This is a genomic window from Nocardioides albertanoniae (genome assembly GCF_006716315.1).
Classification (GTDB): Bacteria; Actinomycetota; Actinomycetes; order Propionibacteriales; family Nocardioidaceae; genus Nocardioides; species Nocardioides albertanoniae.
On sequence record NZ_VFOV01000001.1, the window covers coordinates 3,785,410 to 3,803,524 of the forward strand.

Annotated in this window: 16 protein-coding genes; 7 read left to right on the top strand and 9 right to left on the bottom strand. The window is 70.0% G+C overall.

Features of this window, described 5'->3' with window-relative positions; translation table 11 throughout:
• Positions 1-15 precede the first annotated feature (15 nt).
• A complete protein-coding gene (locus FB381_RS18175; protein ID WP_141781583.1) occupies positions 16-1,527 on the top strand; it encodes an AtzH-like domain-containing protein in 1,512 nt (503 codons plus the stop codon).
• Positions 1,528-1,610: 83 nt separating this feature from the next.
• Here the strand turns inward: FB381_RS18175 and FB381_RS18180 are convergent, their stop codons facing one another.
• Together FB381_RS18180 and FB381_RS18185 are read right to left on the bottom strand one after the other, a co-directional pair.
• Positions 1,611-3,587: an adenylyl cyclase gene (locus FB381_RS18180; protein ID WP_141781584.1), complete on the bottom strand. Its 1,977-nt coding sequence runs from the start codon at positions 3,585-3,587 to the stop codon at positions 1,611-1,613.
• Positions 3,588-3,771: 184 nt separating this feature from the next.
• Positions 3,772-4,515, bottom strand: coding sequence for an NUDIX hydrolase (locus tag FB381_RS18185; RefSeq protein ID WP_141781585.1), 744 nt, complete (start codon positions 4,513-4,515; stop codon positions 3,772-3,774).
• 91 nt (positions 4,516-4,606) lie between these two features.
• Here FB381_RS18185 and FB381_RS18190 point away from each other — a divergent pair, with 91 nt between their 5' ends.
• Together FB381_RS18190 and FB381_RS18195 are read left to right on the top strand one after the other, a co-directional pair.
• Positions 4,607-5,611 (top strand): SPFH domain-containing protein, encoded by a 1,005-nt coding sequence (locus FB381_RS18190; RefSeq protein ID WP_141781586.1) that lies wholly within the window; start codon positions 4,607-4,609, stop codon positions 5,609-5,611.
• A complete protein-coding gene (locus FB381_RS18195) occupies positions 5,608-6,501 on the top strand; it encodes an NAD(+)/NADH kinase (protein WP_141781587.1) in 894 nt (297 codons plus the stop codon). Before FB381_RS18190 ends, FB381_RS18195 begins: the two co-directional genes overlap by 4 nt.
• On the opposite strand, the gene FB381_RS18200 is transcribed toward FB381_RS18195, so the two are convergent.
• Complete coding sequence (locus FB381_RS18200; protein WP_170225219.1) at positions 6,493-7,059, bottom strand: TetR/AcrR family transcriptional regulator; 567 nt, start codon at positions 7,057-7,059, stop codon at positions 6,493-6,495. The genes FB381_RS18195 and FB381_RS18200 overlap by 9 nt on opposite strands.
• Positions 7,060-7,144: 85 nt before the next feature.
• Between FB381_RS18200 and FB381_RS18205 the strand changes: the two genes are divergently transcribed.
• Positions 7,145-7,468 (top strand): DMT family transporter, encoded by a 324-nt coding sequence (locus FB381_RS18205; protein WP_141781589.1) that lies wholly within the window; start codon positions 7,145-7,147, stop codon positions 7,466-7,468.
• Positions 7,469-7,478: 10 nt separating this feature from the next.
• Here the strand turns inward: FB381_RS18205 and FB381_RS18210 are convergent, their stop codons facing one another.
• A complete protein-coding gene (locus FB381_RS18210; RefSeq protein ID WP_141781590.1) occupies positions 7,479-9,164 on the bottom strand; it encodes an FAD-binding dehydrogenase in 1,686 nt (561 codons plus the stop codon).
• 171 nt (positions 9,165-9,335) lie between these two features.
• Between FB381_RS18210 and FB381_RS18215 the strand changes: the two genes are divergently transcribed.
• Positions 9,336-10,310, top strand: coding sequence for a hypothetical protein (locus FB381_RS18215; protein ID WP_141781591.1), 975 nt, complete (start codon positions 9,336-9,338; stop codon positions 10,308-10,310).
• A gap of 34 nt (positions 10,311-10,344) precedes the next feature.
• Here the strand turns inward: FB381_RS18215 and FB381_RS18220 are convergent, their stop codons facing one another.
• From FB381_RS18220 to FB381_RS18235, 5 genes are all read right to left on the bottom strand, one after another.
• Positions 10,345-10,641, bottom strand: coding sequence for a GNAT family N-acetyltransferase (locus FB381_RS18220; RefSeq protein ID WP_141781592.1), 297 nt, complete (start codon positions 10,639-10,641; stop codon positions 10,345-10,347).
• A 268-nt stretch (positions 10,642-10,909) separates the two neighbouring features.
• The gene (locus FB381_RS24315; RefSeq protein ID WP_246088180.1) at positions 10,910-11,392 is read right to left on the bottom strand and encodes an HNH endonuclease signature motif containing protein; all 483 of its coding nucleotides are present in this window, start codon (positions 11,390-11,392) and stop codon (positions 10,910-10,912) included.
• Positions 11,329-12,183, bottom strand: a complete 855-nt coding sequence (locus FB381_RS18225; RefSeq protein WP_246088181.1) for a hypothetical protein — start codon at positions 12,181-12,183, stop codon at positions 11,329-11,331. The genes FB381_RS24315 and FB381_RS18225 overlap by 64 nt, the downstream gene beginning before the upstream one ends.
• A gap of 325 nt (positions 12,184-12,508) precedes the next feature.
• Positions 12,509-12,961 carry a methyltransferase family protein gene (locus FB381_RS18230; RefSeq protein WP_141781593.1) on the bottom strand — a complete coding sequence of 151 codons (453 nt, stop codon included), beginning with the start codon at positions 12,959-12,961 and terminating at the stop codon, positions 12,509-12,511.
• A gap of 71 nt (positions 12,962-13,032) precedes the next feature.
• Positions 13,033-13,611 carry a TetR/AcrR family transcriptional regulator gene (locus FB381_RS18235; protein WP_170225220.1) on the bottom strand — a complete coding sequence of 193 codons (579 nt, stop codon included), beginning with the start codon at positions 13,609-13,611 and terminating at the stop codon, positions 13,033-13,035.
• 127 nt (positions 13,612-13,738) lie between these two features.
• Here FB381_RS18235 and FB381_RS18240 point away from each other — a divergent pair, with 127 nt between their 5' ends.
• A complete protein-coding gene (locus FB381_RS18240; protein ID WP_141781595.1) occupies positions 13,739-16,219 on the top strand; it encodes an MMPL family transporter in 2,481 nt (826 codons plus the stop codon).
• Positions 16,220-16,264: 45 nt separating this feature from the next.
• On the top strand, positions 16,265-18,112 hold the full coding sequence (gene recQ, locus FB381_RS18245) for a DNA helicase RecQ (RefSeq protein WP_246088182.1): 1,848 nt from the start codon (positions 16,265-16,267) through the stop codon (positions 18,110-18,112).
• The last annotated feature ends 3 nt before the right edge of the window (positions 18,113-18,115 follow it).

The following is an 18,115-nucleotide window of genomic DNA, read 5'->3' on the forward strand; positions in this document are numbered from 1 at the left end:
GGCAGACTTCGCCCTATGACCCAGCTCAAGCCGGTGCCGCACGGACTGCTGCAGGCCTTTCGCGCCTACGAGAGCGCGCTGATGTCGCACGACGTCGCCGCGCTCGACGCCCTGTACGCCAGCTCGCCGACCACGCTGCACGGCGACGCCGACGGGTTGCTGGTGGGCCACGAGCAGGTCTCCGCCCTCCTCGAGGCCGACGGCGGCGCACCGCAGCGCCGGATCGTGCAGACGCACGTGCAGGTCATCGACGACGACCACGCGCTGATCCTCGCCGCCACCGACGCCGAGCACGGCGGCCGCGGGCTGCAGACACAGCTGTGGGCCCGCGACCCGGTGCGGATAGAGCACGGCGGGTGGCAGATCACCGCGGCCCACGTCTCGACCCCGGCTCCGGCCTTCGACTCACGGATCTGGCGGGTCGTCGGTGACCCGCTGATCTCCTCGCACACCCCCGACGGCGCGCTGTCGGGAGAGACCTTGGCGGTCAAGGACGTCGTCGCCGTCGCCGGCTTCGCCGTGGGCGCCGGGAGCCCGGCCTGGTTGGAGCAGGCACCGATCTCCTCGGAGCATGCCGCCGCCGTCGCGCAGCTGCTCGACGCGGGGGCCTCGGTGCGCGGGATCGCGCGCACCGAGGAGTTCGCCTACTCGCTCACCGGGCTCAACGCCCACTACGGCGCACCGCCCAACCCGCGGGCCCAGGGCCGTGTGCCGGGCGGCTCGTCGGCCGGCTCGGCCACCGCGGTCGCGCTCGGCCACGCCTCGATCGGGCTCGGCACCGACACCGGCGGCTCGATCCGGGTGCCGGCCGCCTACCAGGGTCTCTACGGGATCCGTACGTCGCACGGAGCCGTGCCGCGCACGGGGCTGCTCCCGCTCGCGAAGGCGTTCGACACCGTCGGGTGGATGACCCGTTCGGCGTTCCTGCTGCAGGCGGTCGGCGACGTGCTCCTGCCGGCGACGGCGGTCTCGACTCCCACGAAGGACGAGATCCGCGTGGTGCCGTCGTTGGTCGGGCTCGCTACTCCTGAGGTCGCCGCGGCGATCGAGGGGGCGCTGCCCGAGAGCGAGCCGCTCGACTGGTCACCCCAGACGCTCGAGGAGTGGCGGGAGGCCTTCGTGACCGGGCAGGCCTATCAGGCATGGCAGGCTCACGGCGCCTGGCTCGAGACGCGGCTCGACACCCTCGGGGAGGCCGTGCGAGCTCGCTTCGAGACGGCCAGGTCGGTGACCCGGGCGCAGGCCGACGAGGCCCGCGCGGTGCTGGCCGAGGCCCGCGCCGAGATCCTCGAGGTCGTCGGCGACCGGGTGCTCGCCTACCCCAGCGCCTCGTCGGTCGCCCCGACCGCCGCCGACGCGGAGTCGGTGCGCGACGACACGATGCGGCTGACCTGCCTGGCCGGGATCGCGGGCCTTCCCGCCGTCACGGTGCCGCTGCGCACGGCCACCGGCCTCCCTGCGGGTCTGTGCCTCGTCGCCGCTCCCGGACGCGACCGCGACCTCCTCGCCCTGGCCGCCGACCTCTGAGCGACGGCCGAGCGCACCGGCGGTCGGGCTGCCGAGGCTCTCGACAGACCCAACCGACGGTGGGCTCACTCGGTGGCGGATCCTTACGGGTAGCTGACCACCTGGGCCCGCTGCGTACCTTCTTGGACAGCATCACCGACGTCGTTGATGACGTGGTTGATGCCGCCCGATCCGTTGAGGAAGATGGCGGTCATCGACTGGAACGAGACCCCCGGTGTGCTCGGCGCCTGGATCCCCGACTCCAGGCGGATGTCCTGGTCCTGGTTGAAGAACGAGTAGGTCCCGGTGCCGGTCGCCGAGTGTTTCTGTACGTCGTCGGCGATCCGGTAGGCGGCGTAGCCGAGGCGGTCGCCGTCCATCCACGCGGCCTGGTTCGGCACGTCGTACGGCAGCTCGTTCTGGTAGAAGAGCGTCTGGCCGTCCTCGCCGTTCCAGATCGTCTGCTCCTTCTGGTAGTGCTCCACGAAGAGGCCGGTGGCTGTGACCCGGTCACCGTTCACGACGACGCCATGGGCGCCGGTGTTCTTGTCCCAGCCGATGCCGTTGCCGTGGTCACCGCGCCAGGCCCAGATGTGGTCCAGCAGCGTGTCGGGGCTGTTCACCTCGATGGAGGTGACGGCCTTGCCCTCCCACGGGCCGCCCACGCGTACGAAGACGTCGGTCAGCGTGGTCGGGTCGGCGGCGTCGGACGCCGTGGCACCGGCCGGGCCGACCTTGATCAGCGTCTCCGACTCGGGGACGTTGGCGTCGGCGGTGAGGCCGGCGATCTTGACGCCCGCGACGTCACCCACCTCGATGACGGAGTTGCCCGCCGTCGGAGTCAGCGAGGCGTAGCCCAGACCGAGCACCACGGTGTCGGCGCGGTCGATCTTCAGCGGTGCATCGAGCTCGTAGACGCCCGGCGTCAGGATGAGGTTCTTGCCATCGGCCAGCGCGGCGTTGATCGACGCCGCGTCGTCGGATCCCTCCTTGGCGACGTAGAAGTCGGAGATGCTGATCGACTGGCCTGCCTCCGACGCGGTGGACCAGTCGGTGCCCGTGCTGCCGGTCTTCGCGTTCGGGACGAACACAGAAAGCTCGCCGGAACCGTCGCGATGCAGGAACGGCGCCTCGCGACTGACCGGTGTGGAACCGACGCTCGTCGTCGCGCCGACGCTCTCACCCTCCGGCTGACCGAAGTCGGTGGCGGGCGCGCCCGTGACACCGGAGAACAGCATGTTCCACACGCCGCCGTCCCAGGCACCCACCTCGGAGTTGCGGGTGTACCACTGCTGCTGCGAGCCGGACGCGACGGTGCCCGAGACGCGTGAGTTGGCGAGGAATCCACCGGAGGCGAACTCACCGTAGCGGCCGAAGAGCGACAGGTCGCCCTGGATGTCCATGCGGCGCATGGGCGCCGCCTGCGAGACGGCGAAGCGCATCTGGTGCGGCTCGGTCACGCCCGCGGGGTAGGGCAGGGACGCGTCGTCGCCGACAGGGCGCTGGATCGGGTTGATCCCCATGTTGGAGATCGACCGCCAGAAGCGGGTCAGCGAGCCGGGATCGCCACAGGCCCAGGGCTGGTCGGGGCAGCCCACGACGGGTTCGACGTGCAGGGCACCGTTGATGTGGACATCGTCGGGCTGCGCGCCGAGTCCGGCGATCGACTCGTAGTAGCCGACATGGGCGTTGACGATGCCGGTGGCATTGGCCGGGTCGTCCTGGCCAGCCGCGCTCCCGTACGTGCCGGGCTCGAAGAAGACTTGGTGGCGCTTCTGACTGAACTCCTCCTCGTCGTTCACGGTCTCGAGGAACTCGTTGATCCTGTCGGCGGACCAGCTCTCGTCGATGAACGTCACGTTGGGCCCGAAGTCCGGGTCCGCGGCTTCCGGCTCTTCAGCTTTCGACTCTGCGGTGGATGCCGTTGCGGTGGCTCTGCTCTCGTTGCCTGCAGCCTGCGTGCCCGCGGCCGGGCCGGTGGCCGCCGTGGCAGGCAGCGCGCTGACCGCGACTCCCGCCGAGAGCGCTGCTGCTGTCGCCGCGACGGCGACGCCGCGCAGGGTGGTGCGAAGTTTCCTCATGGCCGAGTCCTTCGATCTGGTGGCAGGCCGGTCGGTGACCGGTGACCCTGCCGGCGGATTCCCCCCGCGCGGAGCCCGGCAGTCTAGCGAGGAAGCGCTCACACGTCAGTAATTTTCTTACATCTGCAACGCCCAGGGTGGATCTCGATTCCTACGCGACTGGTCGGCGAGGACTGGTCCCGGCCTACGGAGCACGCCGCAGCAGCGGCGGGTGCAGGTGCTCGGCCGAGCCCCGCCGGAAGAGCTGCGCGGGCCGGCCGCCGTCCCTGGTGGTGGTCGCGCCCGTCGGCTCGAGGAAGGCCTCGGTCTTGGTGACCTTGCGATGGAAGTTGCGGGGGTCGAGACGCTCGCCCCACACGATCTCGTAGACGCGGCGCAGCTCGGCGACGGTGAACTCCTCCGCGCAGAAGGCAGCCCCGAGCGGGGAGTACTCCAGCTTGGCGCGGGCTCGCTCGATGCCGTCGCGCAGGATCTCCGCATGGTCGAAGGCGAGGCCGGCATCCCTGTCGATGTCACTGTCGATGCCACTGCCGGGGTGGTTGTCGGCCAGGAGCGAGGCGACCGGAGACCACTGCGCCTCGGCCGCGTCCGACCCGGCCGCGGGCACAGGTAGGTCGGGGGCGAGCGCGAGATAGGCGACGGTGACCACCCTCCCCCGCGGGTCGCGCCCGGGCGCCCCATAGGTCGCCAGCTGCTCGACGTGCACGCTGCCCGGCCGCATGCCGGTCTCCTCGGCGAGCTCACGGGCGGCGGCCTGCTCGAGGTCCTCCTGGTCGAGCACGAACCCGCCCGGCAGCGCCAACGCGCCTCGGTGGGGCTCGACGGCGCGGCGTACGACCAGAGCGCAGAGCGCGTCGTCACGGACGGTGAGCACGACGAGGTCGACGGTCACGGCGACTTTGGTCACTTGGCCTGGGAGGTGCTCCATGGCACTTACCTTGCACCAATCGTCATCTTGACGACAAGCGCGCCACGCCTTATCGTCAAGATGACGCTAATAATCCGACAAGGAGCCCGAGATGGCCGATATCGCCCGCTACCCCTTCGTCCGCCACCTGCGCGGAAGCACCACCACCCACGTCCAGCACCTGCGCAACGGCCGGGTTCGCCACAGCGGCGTCGGTGTCTCGTTCTGGTACCGCCCACTCTCCGCGGTCCTCTCCGAGGTGCCCGTCGACGATCGCGAGCTGCCGCTGCTCTTCCACGCGCGTACTGCCGACTTCCAGGACCTGACCACGCAGGCGACCGTCAGCTTCCGCATCGTCGACCCGGCCGCCGTCGCGGGGCGCATCGACTTCTCCGTCGACCCGGAGACCGGCCACTGGCGCGGGAGCCCGCTCGACCAGGTCGCCGGGTTGCTGACGGAGACCGCCCAGCAGTACGCCCTGGACCTCATCGCCGCGCAGAGCCTGGCCGATGTGCTCGCCGGCGGGGTCGGCCCGGTGCGCGACGCCATCGCCGCCGGCCTGGCCGGGGACGAGCGCCTCTCCGCCACCGGACTCGCGATCCTGGGCGTGCGGGTGGTCGCCCTGCGCCCCGAGCCCGAGGTCGAGAAGGCGCTCCTCACCCCGACACGGGAGCGCGTCCAGGCCGACGCGGACAAGGCGACGTACGAGCGCCGGGCGACGGCCGTCCAGCGCGAGCGGGCGATCTCGGAGAACGAGCTGCAGAACAAGATCGAGCTGGCCCGCCGCGAGGAGGAGTACGTCGCCCAGCGCGGTACCAACGCCAGGCGCGAGGCCGAGGAGAACGCCGCCGCGGCGCGGGTCGCCACAGCCGCCGAGGCCGAGCGCACCCAGGTGCTCGCCGAAGCGAGCGCACAGGCCACGCGGGCCACCGGCCTGGCGCGGGCCGACGCCGAGGCCGCCTCGCTCTCCGCCTACCGCGACCTGCCCGAGACCGTCCTGCTCGGTCTCGCGCTCAAGGAGATGGCCGCGAACCTGCCCCAGATCGAGCACCTGGCGCTCACGCCGGACATGCTCGCGCCGGTCCTGGCCAAGCTCGGCACCCGAGGTGCGGAATGACCATCGCGCCACGCGTGGTGCTGGTCCACCGGGCGACCGAGCTCGAGGAGCTCGTCGCCCGCCACGGCACCCTGGGCCAGGTCGGCTTCTTCCTCTCCACCCGGGGCCGCGACCTGGCCGAGGTGCAGGGTCGGCACGAGGCCCTGAAGGCATCGATCTCGCAGGTCCGCGCGGCGATCCCGCTCGACTGGCGGCAGGGGTCGGTGGAGCGAGGCGACCTCGACAGGTTCCTCTTCGCCCCGGAAGACATCGTCGTCGTGGTCGGCCAGGACGGCCTGGTCGCCAATGTCGCGAAGTATCTCGACGGCCAGCCCGTGATCGGCATCGACCCCGAGCCGGGGCGCAACGCCGGCGTTCTCGTCCGCCACCCCTCCTCGGCTGCCGCCGACCTGATCCGTTCGACCGGTGCCTGCCGGGAGCGCACCATGGTCGAGGCCGTCGCCGACGACGGCCAGTCCCTGGTGGCGCTCAACGAGGTGTATGTCGGCCAGGCCACGCATCAGACCTCTCGCTACCGGCTCACCGTCGCCGGCCGGATGGAGGTCCAGGCGTCCTCGGGCCTCATCGTCGCAACCGGCACCGGTGCCACCGGTTGGGCGCGGTCGGCCTGGGTCGAACGGCACAGCACGCTCGCGCTTCCCGCTCCCGAGGCCCCGGAGCTGTGCTGGTTCGTGCGGGAGGCCTGGCCCTCACCGACGACCAGGACGACCCAGACCGAGGGGATGCTGGCAGGCGCCGACCAGACACGCGACTGCCTCACGATCGAGGTGGAGTCGGACCGCCTGGTCGCCTTCGGCGACGGCATCGAGTCCGACACGCTGGCGCTGTCGTGGGGTCAGCGGGTCGTCGTGCGCCGCGCGCGGCAGACGCTTCGGCTGGTCTCAGGCTGACCCGTCCCAGCCTTCGGCGATCGCTCCCGCGGCCGCGGCGAGATCGGCCACGCCGAGGGCGAGCTCGTCCGGCCGGTCGGTCGCCAGGTCGAGATGAAAGCCGAACAGCGACGAGTCGACGAGCGTGACGATCCGGCCGGCCCGTTCCGGCGGGGCGCCACAGGCGATGACGTAGTCACGCAGCGCGGCGTACCACAGCTCGTTGGTCTCCCGGACGACCGAGCGGTAGGGCTCCATCCCGATCAGTCCGGTCGCGGCGGCCTGCAGGTAGATGTGCAGGCCGCCGCGCAGCGGTTCGGCGCGGTAGGCACGCCACAGGGCCTCGACCCCGGAGCGCACGTCCGCGGCCGGCTCGAGCGCCTCGACCGCAGCGATCGAGAGCTCGTTGGTGCGCGCCACCACCGCGGCGACCAGCTCGTCGCGGCCGTCGAAGTGGTAGATCAGCATGCGGTCGCTGGTGCCGATCGCGGCCGCCAGCGGACGCAGGGTGAGCCCGATCAGTCCGTGCGCCAGCACGTGCTCGACGACCTGCCCGAGCAGCTCCTCCTTGCGGTCCATGAAAAGCATTATGCCCAACATGTAGCGACTGCTACATTCAGGCGTGTGTAGCAGTCGCTACACACGCTCCAGAAGGACCACGAAGATGTACGCCGCCATCCTGCTCGTCATCGCCATCGCGATCGAGGTCGTCAGCACCGCCCTGCTCCCCCGCGCCGACGGGTTCCGCAACATTCCCTGGTCGGCGACCGTGCTGGCCGGCTACGGGCTCTCCATCTGGCTGCTCGCGCTCGTGGTGGAGCGGATGCCGGTCTCGGTGGCGTACGCCATCTGGTCCGGCCTCGGCACCGCCCTGGTCGCTGCCATCGGGGTGATGTTCCTCGGAGACCACCTCAGCCTCGCCAAGGCCGGGTTCCTCGCGATGATCGTCGTCGGCGTCGTCGGGCTCAACCTCTCCGGCGCCCACTGAGCCACCCGGGTCAGATCGCGGCCGCGGCGGCCCTCCCTGCCGTACGTCCCGAGAAGAGGCAGCCACCGAGGAAGGTGCCTTCGAGCGCGTTGTAGCCCATCATCCCGCCGCCGCCGAAGCCCGCGACCTCGCCGGCCGCGTAGAGACCGGGCAGCGGGGTGCCAGCCGAGGTCAGACAGCGGCCGGAGAGGTCGGTCTCCAGCCCACCGAGGCTCTTGCGGGAGAGGATGTGCAGCTTGACCGCGATCAGCGGGCCCGCCTCGGGATCGAGGATGCGGTGGGGCTTGGCGGTGCGCTGCAGCTTGTCGCCACGGTAGTGGCGGGCGGCGTAGAGCGCGGTGACCTGGGCGTCCTTGGTGAAGCTGTTGGCGATCTCGCGGTCGCGCGCCTCGATGAGACGGCGCAGGGAGGCCTCGTCGATCTGCGGACCGGTCGGCTCCTTGTCGGCGAGACCGTTCATGCCGTGCACCAGCGCGGTGAGGTTCTCGGCGACCACGAAGTCCTCGCCGTGCTCCATGAAGCTCTTCACCGGGCCGGGCCCCTTGCGCGCCCGCTCGGCGAGCAGCTTGATGTCCTTGCCGGTCAGGTCGGGGTTCTGCTCGGAGCCGGAGAGCGCGAACTCCTTGTTGATGATCTTCTCGGTGAGCACGAACCAGGAGTAGTCGTAGCCAGTCTGGCGCAGGTGCTTGAGCGTGCCGAGGGTGTCGAAACCGGGGAAGAACGGCGCCGGCAGCCGCTTGCCGGTCGCGTCGAGCCACAGGCTCGAGGGGCCCGGGAGGATCCGGATGCCGTGGTTGGCCCAGATCGAGTCCCAGTTGCGGATGCCCTCGACGTAGTGCCACATCCGGTCGTCGTTGATGATCTTGGCGCCGGTCGCACCGGTGATGGCGAGCATCCGGCCGTCGACGTGCGCGGGCACGCCGGAGACCATCGACGCGGGCGGGGTGCCGAGGCGCTCGGGCCAGTGCTTGCGCACGAGGTCGTGGTCGCCGCCGATGCCGCCGGAGGTGACGATCACCGCCTGGCCGCGCAGCTCGAAGTCGTCGACCACGGTGCGCGAGGAGGCCTGGCCGCGCTCGATGTCGCTCGGCTCGAGCACCTTGCCCTGTACGCCGACGGCTGCTCCGTCCTCGACGAGGATCTGGTCCACGCGGTGCCGGAAGGCGAAGGTGATCCGGCCGGAGTCGACGTGGGCGCGCACCCGCTTCTCGAACGGCTCGACCACGCCCGGTCCGGTGCCCCAGGTGATGTGGAAGCGCGGCACCGAGTTGCCGTGGCCGTCGGCGCGACCGTCGCCGCGCTCGGCCCAGCCGACGATCGGGAAGGTGCGGTGGCCCATCTGGTGCAGCCAGGAGCGCTTCTCACCGGCCGCGAAGTCGAGGTACGCCTCGGCCCATCGCCGCGGCCACAGGTCTTCGTCGCGGTCGAACTGTGCCGAACCCATCCAGTCCTGCAGCGCCAGCTCGGGCGAGTCCTTGATCCCCATCCGGCGCTGCTCGGGGCTGTTGACGAAGAAGAGCCCGCCGAGGCTCCAGAACGCCTGGCCGCCCAGCGACTGCTCGGGCTCCTGGTCGACCAGCAGCACGCTCTTTCCCGCGTCGGCGGCCTCGGCCGCTGCTGCCATGCCGGCGAGACCGGCTCCCACCACGATCACGTCGGCCTGTCGCTGGATGTCCCGCTGGATGTCCGCAGTCATGTCGGCAGATCCTGCCACCTTCACCGACGGCCGGTGACGGGAACCTCGCCGTCAGGGCTGTTCGCCCCGATCCCGGCCCCGGTATCGGCCCGTTCCGCCTGGTGGACACTTGCCGGACTCGCGCCCACATCCGGCGTCTGTTTTCGGTCGGAACCGATAGATTTTTGGGTCGTGAGCGAGCGAATGAGTGCGAAGCGGCGACGCCGTCGGATCCAGCGCGCCGTCACCGTCCGCGCCAGCCCCAAGACGGTCGCGAAGCGGAGGCACAGGTGGGTCGACCGCGGCACCGCACGCACCGAGACCTGGCTGAACCGCAGCGGCGGCAGCCTGGGCCCGCTGATCCCGCACATCGCCGCGACGGCGGTGCTGACCGGGCTCGAGGATCGCGGCTGGGTGCCGCAGGGCCTGGCCTTCTCCCCCGAGGCCAAGCTGCTCCTGCAGGGCTACCACGGCGACAAGCTCGGCTCCGCCCTGGCACTGATCGACGAGCCCTCCGGCGAGCTCATCAACGCCGTCTATCTGGGCGGGCCCAAGGGCAGCGTCGCAGGCCCCGTCGACGCCGGCGGCGTCGCCGTCATCGGCGACGAGGTCTTCGTCTGCCGCGAGGGCAACCCGCCCCGCCTCTACCGCTACTCGCTGGCCCAGATCCTGCACGCCGAGCCGCTCTCGACGGTGTTCACGGTCTCCTCGCTCGTCGCCATCGCCGCCGGCTCCTACCTCGCCGCCGCCAAGGACCTGATCTACGTCGGGTCGCACGCCAACAACCGGCTCTACAAGTACATCCGCAAGAACGACACCTGGCAGATCAAGACCCCGATCGGTGTCCGCACCCCTGTCGGCACCCAAGGCGTCGTGATCCGGGACGAGGAGTACGTCTTCAGCGTCTCCCGCGGGCCCGCCAAGCGCAGCAAGCTCGTCGTGCAGGATCGGGTCACGATCCGCCCCCGCGCAGTGCAGTGGCTCCCCAACCTGGCCGAGGGCGTCGCCGAGGTCGACGGCGAGTTCGTCGTGACCTACCAGTCCGGCGCCAGACGCTACTCCCGCGGCACCTCCTCGAGAGGCCAGGCCTGGCCCTCGACCCACATGACGCGTACGCCGCTGGCCAGGCTCGGCCTCGAGCCCCGGGAGTCGGCGCGCCCGGACTGATGCGCCCGGATGCGCGCCTACCCCCTCAGTGGGATCAGGCCGGCCAGTCGGTGATGTCGGCGAACTCCTCGCCGTGCCGCTTCAGCCACCCCGCGACGTACGGGCAGTGCGGGATGATCCGCTTGTCCTTCTCCCGTACGTCGGCCAACGCGAACGCCACCAGCTTCGACGCCAGCCCCTGCCCGTTGTAAGCCTCGCTCACCTCGGTGTGCACGAAGTCCACGTGCGCGTCGTCAGGCAGCCGATAGACGGCGAACCCCGCAACCGTCTCCCCGTCGAGGATCTCGTAGCGGTGCTTGGTCGGGTTGTCTGCATACTCGATCTCGCTCATGTCCCCATCCTTCCTCAGAGGGTCAATGCTTGTCGCGTGGCGCTTGGGGCGCTGCGCTTCGTTCCGGCTGTTGGTGCGTGGGGTTGTTTGCCGCCGACCCGTACGGGAAGGGTGTTTATCGGGTCGGCGGCAGGGGTCTGGCACGGCATTTTTGGGTTGGGTGCCGGGCTGAGGATGCGGCAGGCGAGGCTGTCTGGCGGGAGCGGTCGCGGGGCGCTGTACTAGACGATGACGCTTTGTGAATCGTTCACAAAGGGGTGCACCCGGGTCAGGGGCGTCGGGTGAACCGAACGGTCCCGTCGGGTAACCGTTCATGTGTATACGCGGGTGCGTGCGCCACCCGATGGTGATGCGGGCACAACAGAACCCCGTCCTTGAGATCTGTCTTCCCGCCGAGCGACCAGGGAGTCAGATGGTGGGCGTCGCACCACTCGGGTGGCATGTCACAACCTTCGGCTTGGCAGCACTTCTGCTGCAACCGGAGCGCTTTGCGCTGAATCGGCTGGAAGAACCTGCTCGAACGGCCCGCATCGAGGACTTGGCCGTCAGTGCCGAGCACCCACGGAATGATCGTCGCGTTGCAGGCCATCTTCCGAGCCTCGGTCGCGCTGATCGTGGTGCCGTTGGTCTCGTCATAGCCGAGGATTGCGGTGCCGAGCTCTTTGCGGAGGGCGTCGAGGGAGATGACTACGTTGATGGTGGTTGCGTCGCCGCCGTGGCGGGGCTGGGCATCGGGGTCGATGGTCTCCAACAGGCGGGTGAAGCCTTGTCCCATGAGTCGTCCCAGGGCGGGAGCGGTGTGCCCTTCTCGACGAGCTGCTGCTTGCGGGGCTGTGCCCAGGCCTCGACGTGGGTCTTGAACCTCATCCCCATCGCCACCGGAAGCACGCCGTCGAAGCCAACCGTGCCGTCGTGGTTGTCCCAGATCCGCAGTGCGGTCTTCTGTTGGGCACGTTCTTCTTCGGCGAGGAGGGCTTTGGCTTCGGCGTCTTCGAACCGGGCCGGGTCGATCTCGACGAGGATCCGCTTGCCCACGATCCGGAGTTCGTTGGCGGTCAGCCGGGTGGCGTAGTCGACGAGGAGCTTCTCGGCGAGCAGTAGGTCTTCCGCACTCGCGACGGGGTCGGCCTCAATCGCATCCAACGCTTTGGTGATGACGCGGGCTTTGTCACGGGAGACCACGCCGTCGGCGAGGCCGGCTGCGAGCAGCTCGTGCTTGGACACGGCGGCGGCGAGCTTGAGCTGTGCGCGGGCGGATCCTTTATCGACGAGCAGTTCGGCGCGCATCCACGCGGAGGCGTCTTTGTCGCCGGTCTCCTCAGCGATATCGCCAGCGGTGGCGAGGACGCGCAGCTCCAGCGCAGCCTGCTGCGCCTTCAAGATCTCGAGCCGCGCGAGGACATCCTTCTTCTGACTCGTACGCCAATAAGCAGGGTCCATCGCGAGCAACTCCCCCAGAGCGGTTTCGATACCAGCAAGAGCAGTCGCAACCGGGTCACGAGGGCTGGTTCCCCAGTGGTCGACATGATTCTCGACGCTCATCGCTGGCCTCCTCTCAAGGTGTCCTTGGCTACCCCTGATTTTACTCTTTACCGACGAGTAGATCCAGGTATTTCAGCAGGTCAAACCGCCTTTTCGGCGGCAGCGAAACAACGGTCTCGCCTCCCGGCCACACCCGTGCCGCCGCCCCGATAACCAGCCAAATCTTTTCTCGATCTGGCCCGGGGTCCAGGACCGCGAAGCGGCCGGCGAAGCCGGCGGCCGCAGGCCGTCCTTGACGCCGGGCCAGATCGAGAAGACCGTCAAGAACGGGTCGGCGGCACACACCACCCCAGCAAAAACATCCCGGCAGGCAGACCGGAAAAGATCAACCGCGAACCCGACCGACCCACCGCGGCACAGAACCCCGATACCCCTCATAGTCTGCCCCGAACCGAGCAGACATAGCCCGCTCCTCAGCAGGAATCTGAAGCCGATCGATCACAGCGACGAACCCGACCACAGGCACGAACGGAAGCAACCCACCCCGCAGCACCGCATGAGCGCCAAGAAGACCAGCCATCCCGACGTACATCGGATTACGGGTATATCTGAACGGACCCTCGACGACGAGCGCAGTGGCCCGCTCGGGCTCGACGGGATTGACCGTCGTGTGCTCGCGCCGAAAGGCCTGGACGGCACTGGCGGCGACATAGGCCGACCCGGCGGCGACGGCGCCGGCAGCGACCGCCCTCACAGCCGAGGGTCGCCGACGCTCGGCGAGCAGGTGCTGGGCGACGAGGCCCACGGCGGCGAAGACTGGTGGCGGCACGTGAGGCATGTCTCCACCGTAGCGCCGCCCAGCAGATCCGCATCCCCCGTTCTTGGGTAGATCCGCCGTACGGCGTGTGCCTAGTGCAGCAGCGCGCGCACGATGCGTTCGGCCACGTCAGGGTCGGGGTCGGCGCGTTCGAGGGTGTGCAGCACGAAGCCTCCGACGAGCGCGCGCACGAACTCCATCACCGGCAGGTCGGCGGGCAGCTGCCCGGCGGCGACGGCGGCCTCGATGCGGGTCGAGACGGTGGCGGTGATGCCGAGAGCATCGTTGAGCCGGGTGCCGATGTCGGGGTTCTCGCAGGCGGCGGCGACCAGCGAGCGGACGAGGCCCTCGTTGCCGGGCTGTGCGACCAGGTCGAGGAGGCTCTGCATCCAGGCGGTCAGGTCGGCGCGGATGTCTCCGGTGTCGGGCACGACCGGGTGGTCGGGCAGCAGCAGGTCTTCGATCAGCGCATCGGCGACGACCGCGCTCTTCGAGGACCACCATCGATAGATCGTCTGCTTGGAGACGCCCGCCTCGGCCGCGATGCCTTCGATGGTGAGATGGTCATAGCCCTTCTCCGCGAAGAGGCGCCCGCTCGCCTCGAGCACGGAGAGTCGAGCCTGCTCGCTGCGTACGGCACCTCGACGGCGCACCCCTGCTGACCCTGGCATGAACGGCATCTTAAACATCATCGCCGGAGCACGGGTGTGACGCATCACTCCCCCGCGAAACCTTGTCCAGCGGCGTACGGGTGATTAACTGGACGGACCGTTGCGAATTATCGAAAGGGATGCCGCCATGGCGGAGCTGCTGTATCGACTGGGCAAGACGGCCGCGCGCCGCGCCTGGCTCGTGATCCTTGCCTGGGTGCTCGCGCTGTCCGGCGCCGCCGGGGCGTACGTCGCCTGGTCGGGCGAGCTGACCACCAGCTTCGACATCCCGGGCCTGCCCTCGAGCGATGTGGTCGACGAGCTGCAGAAGGGGCTCCCCGATCTCGCGGGCGGCTCCGGCACGATCGTCTACCAGACCGAGGACGGCAGCCCCCTCAGCGCAGCCCAGAAGAAGGAGATCCGCGCGCAGATCGCGAGCGCGAAGGACCTCCCTGACGTCGCCACGGTCACCGACCCGTTCCAGACCGAGACCCAGCGCGAGGCGCAGGCCACGAAGGTCACCGAGGGTCAGGCGAAGATCGAGGCCGGCCAGAAGCAGCTCTCCGCCGCCCAGGCGAAGCTCGACAAGGCGCAGGCCGGCATCGACAAGGCACGCACCCAGGCGCTGGCCGCCGGGATGCCGACCACCCAGATCGATGCCCAGCAGGCCAAGCTCGACAAGCAGCAGGCCAAGCTCGACGAGAACGCCGCCGACCTGGAGGCCAACGCCAAGAAGGCCGAGAACGGCGCCGAGCTGCTCGAGCTCTCCGACGGCATCCGGATGGTCTCCGAGGACGGGTCGGCCGCCATGGTCAATGTCGCCTACTCGGTTGGCCGCCTCGACATGTCGGAGGAGACCAAGAAGGCGACGGTCGACCACTTCGCCGACGCGCCGGTCGACGGCGTCGAGGTGGGCGTCTCCTCCGACATCTCCCAGGAGGTGCCCAACCCGATGGGTCCGGGCGAGATCGTGGGCGTCGGCGTCGCCGCGATCGTCCTGCTGGTCATGCTCGGCACCATCATCGGCGCCGGCGTGCCGCTGGTCACCGCCCTGACCGGTGTCGGTATCGGCGCGCTCGGTGCGCTCTCCCTCTCCGGCGTCGTGCAGATGGCGTCGATGACCCCGATCCTGGGCCTGATGCTCGGCCTGGCCGTCGGCATCGACTACTCGCTGTTCATCCTCAACCGACACCGCAAGCAGCTCCTGCACGGCTCGGACGTCACCGAGTCGATCGCGCTCGCGACCGGCACCGCCGGCACCGCCGTGGTCTTCGCCGGATCCACCGTGATCGTCGCGCTGGTCGCGCTCAACATGACGGGCATCCCGTTCCTCGGCCTGATGGGGTCGGTCGGCGCGGCCTGCGTCGCGATCGCCGTGCTGGTCGCCATCACCCTGACCCCGGCCATCCTCAGCCTCGTCGGCGGCCGCATCGTCTCCAAGCGCGCTCGCGCGAAGGTCACCGAGCACGACGCCGCCGAGGCGAGCGCCAGGCCGATGCCCACCTGGCGCGCGCTGGTCACCGTGGTCGCGTCGGTCGTCGCGCTCCTCGCCCTCGCCATCCCGGCCCTCGACATGCGCCTCGGTCTCCCCGACGGCGGTTCGGAGCCGGAGGGTTCGCTGGCCAGAACCGCCTACACGATCACCGAGGACAGCTTCGGCGCGGGCGCCAACGGCCCGCTGCTGGTCGCCGCCGACCTGCCCGCCGGCCTCAGCGAGGGCGGCATCCAGCAGGCCCAGCTGAGCGTCGCGCAGACCCTGGCGGAGCTCGACGACGTACGCGCGGTCGCCCCCGCGGCGGTCTCCGAGGACGGTCGCACGGCCGCCTTCCAGGTGGTGCCCGAGGAGGGCCCCAACAGCGTCTCGACCAACAAGCTGGTGGGCGAGATCCGCGACCTGCCGCCGGTCAACGGCACGATCGACCTCGGCGTCGCCGGCGCGGCCGCTGTCGCGATCGACGTCTCGCAGGGCCTCAACGACGTGCTCCTCCCCTACCTCGGCGTCGTCGTCGGGCTCTCGCTGCTGATCCTGATCCTGGTCTTCCGCTCGATCCTGGTGCCGCTGATCGCGACCGGCGGCTTCGTGCTCTCGCTGCTGGCGACGTACGGCGTCGTGGTCGCGGTCTTCCAGAAGGGCATCGGCGCCGAGTGGATCGGGCTGGACAGCACCGGGCCCATCTTGAGCTTCCTGCCGATCCTGCTGGTCGGGATCCTCTTCGGCCTGGCGATGGACTACCAGCTGTTCCTGGCCTCCGGCATGCGGGAGGCGTACGTCCATGGCGACCCCGCCCGGGTCGCGGTCGCTCACGGGCTGCGTGCCGGCCGCTCCGTGGTCATCGCCGCGGGCCTGATCATGGTCTCCGTCTTCGGCGGCTTCATCTTCGCCGAGTCGGCGATGATCCGCTCGATGGGCTTCGGGCTCGCGCTCGGCGTGCTGCTCGACGCGTTCATCGTGCGGATGCTGCTGATGCCGGCGCTGATGCACCTGCTCGGCCGCTCGGCGTGGTGGCTGCCGAAGTGGCTCGACCGCATCCTGCCCAACGTCGACGTCGAGGGTGCCGCGCTCGAGCGTGCCCACGGCGCCGAGGCGCCCAGCGAGGCGACGGTCAAGCGCGAGAAGGTCGGCGTCTGAGTCGGGGCGTCACCACCGTCGGTGGTGGCCGATAGGGTCGTTCTCGTGAGTGAGGAAGTGACCGCGCGCAGCCCTGAGCTGACCGAGCCGACCCCGGAGCTGGATGTCCTGCGCCGAGTCTTCGGCTACGACGAGTTCCGCGGCGACCAGGCCGAGATCGTCGCGCACGTGGCCACCGGAGGCGACGCGCTCGTCCTGATGCCCACCGGTGGCGGGAAGTCGCTCTGCTATCAGATCCCGTCGCTGGTGCGCGCCGGCACCGGCGTGGTCATCTCGCCGCTGATCGCGCTGATGCAGGACCAGGTCGACGCGCTCTCCGCCCTCGGCGTACGGGCAGGGTTCCTCAACTCCACCCAGATGCCCCACGAGCGTCAGCAGATGGAGCAGGCGCTGCTCGCCGGCGAGCTCGACCTCCTCTACCTCGCCCCGGAGCGACTGCGGGTGCCGGAGACCGCGCGGCTGCTCGACCAGGCCAAGATCTCGCTGTTCGCGATCGACGAGGCCCACTGTGTCTCACAGTGGGGCCACGACTTCCGGCCCGACTACCTGCAGCTCTCCCATCTCCACGAGCGTTGGCCCGACGTGCCGCGGATCGCGCTGACCGCGACCGCCACCGCCGAGACCCGCCGCGAGATCGCCCAGCGGCTCGACCTCACCGAGGCCCGCCACTTCGTGGCCTCCTTCGACCGGCCCAACATCCAGTATCGGATCGCTCCGAAGGACAAGCCCGCCAAGCAGCTCCTCGACCTGATCCGCACCGAGCACCCCGGCGAGGCCGGGATCGTCTACTGCCTCTCCCGCAACTCGGTCGAGCGCACCGCGGCCTCCCTCGTCGGCCAGGGCGTCGACGCGCTCCCCTACCACGCCGGTCTCGACGCCCGCACCCGCGCGCAGAACCAGTCGAGGTTCCTGCGCGAGGACGGCGTCGTCATGGTCGCCACCATCGCCTTCGGGATGGGCATCGACAAGCCCGACGTACGCTTCGTGGCCCATCTCGACCTGCCCAAATCGGTCGAGGGCTACTACCAGGAGACCGGCCGGGCCGGCCGTGACGGACAGCCGTCGACCGCGTGGCTGGCCTACGGCCTGGCCGACGTCGTCCAGCAGCGGCAGATGATCGAGACCTCCGAGGGCGACCGGGCCCACAAGCACCGGCTCGGTCAGCATCTCAACGCGATGCTGGCGCTGTGCGAGACCGTCGACTGCCGCCGGGTGCAGCTGCTGCGCTACTTCGGCGAGAGCGCCGGCCCGTGCGGCAACTGCGACACCTGCCTGGCCACCCCGGAGTCGTGGGACGGCACCGTGCCCGCCCAGAAGGTGCTCTCCACCGTCATCCGGCTCGACCGCGAGCGCAACGGGCAACGCTTCGGCGCCGGCCAGATCGTCGACATCCTGCGCGGCAAGGAGACCGACAAGGTTCGCCAGTTCCGCCACGACGAGCTCTCCGTCTTCGGGATCGGCACCGATGTGGCCGAGGGCGACTGGCACAGCGTCATCCGGCAGCTGCTGGCCCGCGAGATGCTGGCCGTCGACAACCGCTACGGCGTCTTCTCCGTCACCGACGCCGCCGGCCCGGTGCTGCGCTCCGAGCAACAGCTGATGCTCCGCAAGGAGCCGCCGCGACAGGCTCGCCGCAGCTCGGGCGAACGCAGGCCGAAGACGGCCGCCGCCGACCTCTCACCGGAGGCCACCGAGGTCTACGAGCGCCTGCGCGCGTGGCGCGGCCAGGTCTCCAAGGAGCAGGGCGTGCCGGCGTACGTCGTCTTCCACGACGCCACGCTGCGCGAGATCGCCACCCGGCTGCCGGCCAGCAGGGACGAGCTCGGCATGATCAGCGGGATCGGCCAGGCGAAGCTGGAGAAGTACGCCGACGGGGTGCTCGCCGTCCTGTGACCG